Annotated in this window: 3 protein-coding genes; all 3 read right to left on the reverse strand. The window is 25.8% G+C overall.

The window, feature by feature from the left end; genetic code table 11:
• Positions 1–1,530: glycoside hydrolase family 13 protein (locus CLTHE_RS14205; RefSeq protein ID WP_080024038.1), on the reverse strand; the 1,530-nt coding region annotated here is incomplete at its 3' end.
• Positions 1,531–1,660: 130 nt separating this feature from the next.
• Complete coding sequence (locus tag CLTHE_RS14210; protein ID WP_002599648.1) at positions 1,661–2,650, reverse strand: LacI family DNA-binding transcriptional regulator; 990 nt, start codon at positions 2,648–2,650, stop codon at positions 1,661–1,663.
• Between the two features lie 398 nt (positions 2,651–3,048).
• Entirely contained in the window at positions 3,049–4,398 is a 1,350-nt protein-coding gene (locus CLTHE_RS14215) for an SLC45 family MFS transporter (protein ID WP_143324090.1), read from the reverse strand.
• Positions 4,399–4,692: the final 294 nt, after the last annotated feature.

The following is a 4,692-nucleotide window of genomic DNA, read 5'->3' on the forward strand; positions in this document are numbered from 1 at the left end:
ATTTTTATCAGTTAAATTAGTTATTATTATATATTTCTCATTGTTTAACTTTCTTGTATATGCAAATATATTTTCATCTTCCTCTAAAATTAGATCATAGCTCCCGTATATTAAAGTTTCACTATTATTTCTAATTTTAATAAGTTTCTTATAAAAATTTAAGATTGAATCCTTATCTTCTTCTTGTTTTTCTACATTTATATCTTTAAAATTATTATTTATTTTTATCCATGGTTTTCCTAATGTAAATCCAGCATTTTTTCCACTTGTCCACTGCATAGGTGTTCTAGCATTATCTCTAGATGTCGCCCACACCTCTTTCATAGCTTCTTTTTCTGATATTCCATTTAATAATCTATCTTTATATATATTTATACATTTTATATCACTATAATCTTCTATGCTATTAAACTTAACATTTGTCATACCAATTTCTTGCCCTTGATATATAAATGGAGTTCCTGTTTGAAGGAAGTAACAAACTGCAAAAGCTTTTGCTGATTTATCTAAATATTCACTATCATTTCCCCAACTTGACACACATCTTGGAATATCATGATTTTCTATAAATAAAGCATTCCATCCTTTGTTTTCTAAATCTTTTTGCCATCTTGTCATTACATTTTTATATTTTTTTACATTAAACCATTTTCCTTCTTTATAATCCCAAAGATGAAGATGTTCAAATTGAAATATCATATTAAATTTACCAGTTTCTTCACTCACCCAATCATCTGCATTATTTGATAAAACACCATTTGCTTCTCCTACAGTAACGATATTATATTTATCAAAAGTTTCTTCTTTAAGTTCTTTTAAATATTCTTGTATTCCATCTACATTCATATGCTTAGAAAATGATGATACATATTTTAAATTAAAAGGATTATCTAAATCTTTTAAACCATCCTCTTTTTTTATATGACTTATTGCATCAACCCTAAAACCATCTACGCCTTTATCAAGCCACCAGTTTATCATTTTATAAACTTCTTTTCTCATATTTTCATTTTCCCAATTTAAATCTGGTTGTCTTTTTGTAAATAAATGCATATAATATTGTTCTCTTGATTTAGAGTATTCCCAAACTGAACCTTTAAATATACTTTCCCAGTTATTTGGCTCCTTACCATCTTTTCCATCTCTCCAAATATACCAATCTCTCTTTTCATTATCTCTAGAGCTTTTTGATTCAATAAACCAAGGATGTTCATCACTTGTATGATTTACAACTAAATCTATTATTAATTTCATATCTCTTTTATGACATTCATCTAAAAGTTTATCAAAATCTTCCATACAGCCAAAATCTTCACATATTTCTTCATAATCACTTATATCATATCCATTATCATAATTTGGAGTCTTATACATAGGACATACCCATATAAGTCCTATTCCTAAATCTTTTAAATAATCTAATTTATCAATAATTCCATTTATATCTCCAATTCCATCATTATTTGAATCTTTAAAACTTCTTGGATAAATTTGATATCCAACTAGTTCTTTCCACCATATTTTTTTCATTTCGTCCTCCTTTTAATTTTGAGCAATCGTTTGCTCAAAATCTAAAAAATATTAGAGATTATTAAACTTAATTTTATCATAAATATAAAAAAATAACTCTATAAATTTTAATATTTTAACTAAATTCACATTATCTTTCAATAAATTTAGTTTTTACCATTTTATGCTTTTCTTTTAATGGTGTCCCGTTTAAAAAGTTTATAAGTAATTTTGCAGCTTCATAACCAAGTTGTCTTGAATTTATATCTATAGATGATATAGGTGGATTTTGATATTGAGTAATTGGAGTATTATTAAACCCTATAATCTTAATATCTTTTATCCCCTTTTCATTTAAATATTTATTAGCTCCAACTGCAAGAAGATCCTCTGCTGTTATAACTATATTGGGTATTTCTTTTTTTAGTATTTTTTCCATGGCTTTGAATCCTAAACTCTCTGTAAAGTTTTCAGCTTCAACTATAATATTCTTATTTATAGGTATATTATTTTGTTTTAATGCATCTAAATAACCTTTTAATCTATCTTTAGACACTTTAAAATTTTTATTACCTCCTATAAAACCTATTTTTTTATAGCCATCTTTTATAAATTTATTAGTAATTTTATATGTTGCCTTAATATTATCATTATCAACAAAAAGAATACCTCTATTATTATCTGGATTTCCTATAACTACAAAAGGAAATTTTGATCTTTTTAGATAATCTATACATCTATCATTTTCTCTAACAGTTAAAAGACATAAACCATCTAATAAGTTATTAGCTAAAAATTCTTTTACATTCTTAAGTTCATCCTCTTCAGTTTTACAAAATGCATACATAAGGTAATATTTTTCCTCATCTGCTACCATACTCATCCCAATCATAGCCTCTACAAAGAAAGGATTTGAGAAAAAAGAACTCGCTTCTTTTGGTATTATTACACCTAAAATCCTACTCTTATTGCTTACAAGCTTTCTTGCAAGTTCATTTGGTTTATAATTAAGTCTCTTTATCACTTCATTTACTTTCTTTTTAGTTTCTTCACTTATTCTACTACTATTTGATATTACTCTTGAAACGGTAGATGTTGCTACGTTAGCTTCTCTTGCAACATCTTTTATTGTTACTTTCAAAAATATCTCTCCTTTTCACAAATAAATTTTTATACTTAGAAAATCAATATTAAAATACGAAAAGTTTATCATAAAATTTTAAATAACCTATCTATTCTAATTAATAATCTTTATAATTTTATTATATCATATTTCTTATATATAAACATTCATATCGATTTTAGATTATTATTTGTTAACTTTAAAAGTTTAAACTAAAAATATTTCTAAATACAAATAAAATATAAATTATATGAATAATCATATATACTTACTTTCAATAAAATTATAAATTAGTATATAAATCATAAGATTAAAAATATAAGCTAATATACTATCTAACTTAATAAATTACTGTTAAAAAAGCTCTAAATCAAGTAGGCGATTTAAAGCTTTTTTAATTTTTACATAAATATAATTTAACTTTCTTTACTTGCAAAAGTTTCTTTTATTGCAGGAACTGATATAGCACCTATTATTAATAGTATACCTGAGATTAAAAGCATTGAAGGCATTGATTCTCCAACTATTGGGAATAATATAAAGCTTAAACATGATGCAACTATTTGTGGTAAACAAATACTGCAGTTAAAAAGTCCTAAATACATTCCCATATTTTCTCCTCTTAACGCATTAGTTAGTATAGTAAATGGGAAAGTCATCATGCTAGCCCAAGCAATACCTATTAATATAAATGATATTATTAAAACGTATTCATTGTGAACAAAAAATATTGAACCAAATCCTATTCCACCTAATACTAAACTTAAAGCATATGATACCTTTCTTTTTTCATTTGATATCTTTGATAGTATTAATGACCAAACTACAGCACTAATTGATTGAACTGCTGATAATACTCCAAACCAGTTCCCTGCTGCTTGATATCCAGCACTATATGGTGCTGATGTATGCCAAACATTTGCGGCAATTGCTCCTGTTCCATAAGTCCAAAGATATTGAAATCCCATCCAACAGAAGAATTGAACTATTGTTATTGTCCAAAAAACTTTTGGAGCTTCTTTTAATAATGTTATAATACCTTTTTTCTCTTTTACTTTACTTTGTTTAATTCCATGATAATTTGCATATACTTCTGGAGGATATTCCTTAACTTTAAAAACTGTAAATAAACTACAAATTATTAATATAACTGCACCTATGTAAAATGAAATAACAACTGATTGAGGAATAACTCCTTTTGGTGCTGTATTTGAAACACCTATCATTGTTAAAACAAATGGGAATATACTAGCTAAAACAGCTCCACTATTTGATAGAAAACTTTGTATTGAATATGCGAAACCTTTTTGTTTTTCGTTAACCATATCACCAACCATCATTTTAAAAGGTTGCATAGCTATATTTGATGATAAATCCATAAATAATATAGTTATTGCTCCAAAAAGAAGTGCTGCTGTTGAATCAAATCCAAAACCAAAACTACCTGAGTTTGGTAGTAAACATAAAACTATTACTGCTATTACAGAACCTACTATTAAATATGGGATTCTTCTTCCTAATTTTGGAATCCATGTACGATCTGAAAAATAACCTATTAAAGGTTGTACCACTAATCCTGCAAGAGGTGGTAGGATAAAGAAAAATCCTAATTTGGTTGGGTCTGCCCCTAAAGTTTGAAATATACGTCCCATATTAGAACTTTGTAATTGGAATGCCATTTGCACACCTAAAAATCCAAAACTTATCATCCAAATCGTACCTAATGGTAAGTTTGGCAAACTATATTTTTTATTAACATTTTCCATAATAATGTGATTGTAATAACTTATATTACAATATCCTCCTTATCTGTTATTTTTATTATATTTTATAATTCCTTTTGGAAATATTATTTTTATACCTCCTTGCAATCAAATTGTAAATCTTAACGCCACACTCGCGCAAATGTTTGCACAAAGTATTTTTTTCAAAATATTTCTCTTTAATTAAATAATTTATTATAAAATATAATATTTTATTTATATTTTAATAATTAAATCCTTATTTTAAAATTTTTATATGAAAACATTTACTTATTTTTTTGCACAACTTATATATAC

It is taken from the genome of Clostridium thermobutyricum DSM 4928 (genome assembly GCF_002050515.1).
Lineage (GTDB): Bacteria > Bacillota > Clostridia > Clostridiales > Clostridiaceae > Clostridium > Clostridium thermobutyricum.